This is a genomic window from Paracoccus aeridis, from assembly GCF_004923205.2.
Taxonomy (GTDB): Bacteria; Pseudomonadota; Alphaproteobacteria; order Rhodobacterales; family Rhodobacteraceae; genus Paracoccus; species Paracoccus aeridis.
This window is the reverse complement of record NZ_SELD02000067.1, coordinates 1-1499: the sequence shown is the minus strand read 5'-3', so window position 1 is coordinate 1499 and position 1499 is coordinate 1. Positions and strand designations below refer to the sequence as shown.

General features: G+C 65.3%; 1 protein-coding gene. It reads right to left on the bottom strand.

Going from position 1 to position 1499, the window contains the following annotated elements:
* Nucleotides 1–7: 7 nt before the first annotated feature.
* Complete coding sequence (locus tag ELI80_RS16735) at nucleotides 8–1426, bottom strand: IS30 family transposase (protein ID WP_136653470.1); 1419 nt, start codon at nucleotides 1424–1426, stop codon at nucleotides 8–10.
* Nucleotides 1427–1499: the final 73 nt, after the last annotated feature.

The following is a 1499-nucleotide window of genomic DNA, read 5'->3' as shown; positions in this document are numbered from 1 at the left end:
GGCAGGTTCAACCGGTGGTTGCAACACCGGCCTGTTTCAGGGATTGTAGTGCTTCACCGAAGACTTCGGCGGGGGTCTTCCAGCCGAGGGTCTTGCGGGGTCTGTTGTTGAGGGTGTGGGCCACCGCTTCGAGGTCGTCTGCGCTCCAGCGGGACAGGTCGGTGCCCTTGGGGAAGTACTGACGTAGCAGGCCGTTGGTGTTCTCGTTGGTGGGCCGTTGCCACGGGGAGTGCGGATCAGCGAAGAACACCTTGGTGCCAGTCTCAAGAGTGAACGCGGCATGTCCTGATAGTTCCTTGCCGCGGTCCCAGGTGATCGTCTTGCGTAACTGCTGGGGCAGGGTCGTGATCGCAGCGGCCAGAGCCGCGTTCATCGCGACTGCACCGTAGCCGCCCAGCGCGGGGCCGTTCTTAACCGGAGGGTGCTCGCCCCAGCCGTCGAGGCGGGGCAAGCGGACCAGGATCGTCGCGCGGCTGCGACGCTCGACCAAGGTCCCGATCGCAGAGCGGCCGGTCCCGATGACCAGGTCACCTTCCCAGTGTCCTGGAACAGCGCGATCAGCGGCTTCTGCGGGGCGTTGGCTGATCACGACCTCGGCGCCGACATGACCGCCGGGTTTGTTCCGGGAACGCTCACGGGGCTGTCGCAACGCCCTGCCCGTTCGCAGGCAAGCCACCAGCTCACGCTTCAGCGCGCCGCGGCCTTCGATGAACAACGCCTGGTAGATCGCCTCATGACTGATACGCATTGACTCATCATCAGGGAAATCCAGCTTCAAGCGGTGACTGATCTGCTCCGGGCTCCAACTGGTGGCCCACCGTCGATCTTGCCGACGAGGCTTGTTCAACCCCTTCCACGTCGGCGTGACCGGCCCTTCCACCGGCGTCCCGTCCGGGCCAGTGACCTTCCCAGAGAGTCTGTCCTGGACATAGTCGCGAAGCCGCAGGTTGGCCACCAGCTTCGCGGTCTTGGGTCGTTTCGCGGCCTCTTGGGCTTTCCATTGGGCCACCGTGGCGCGATACTCCAGCTTCCCGCTGCGGGTAGCAGCGTTGCGGCGCAACTCCCGACTGATCGTGCCCGGATCCCGCCCAAGGGTACGCGCGATCGACCGGACACCGCGTCCCTGAGCACGCAAGATCGCGATCTCCTCTCGCTCCTCGAAACTGAGATAACGACCAGTTGGCTCCGTCAACGTCAGCGGTGGCATACCGCCAGCGTGACGGAACCACCGTGATCCGACCGGCACCGACACCCCCACCGCCAGCGCTGCCTCCGCTGTCGTGACCCCGGCCGCGATCAGGCGCCAGAATTGTCGCTGCACCGCCCTCGATGGCTGCGGTCTGCCCGGAGAGCGCATTGCTGGCCGCAACGCCCGGTCCGCGCGCCACTGCCGCCGCATCCCCTCCGGGACCTCGCTGGTCTTCATGCTCCAGTCCTTGGTCGCCATCCTTGAACACCTTTCTCACCTCAAGGTGTTGCGACGACCAGTTGAATCCGCC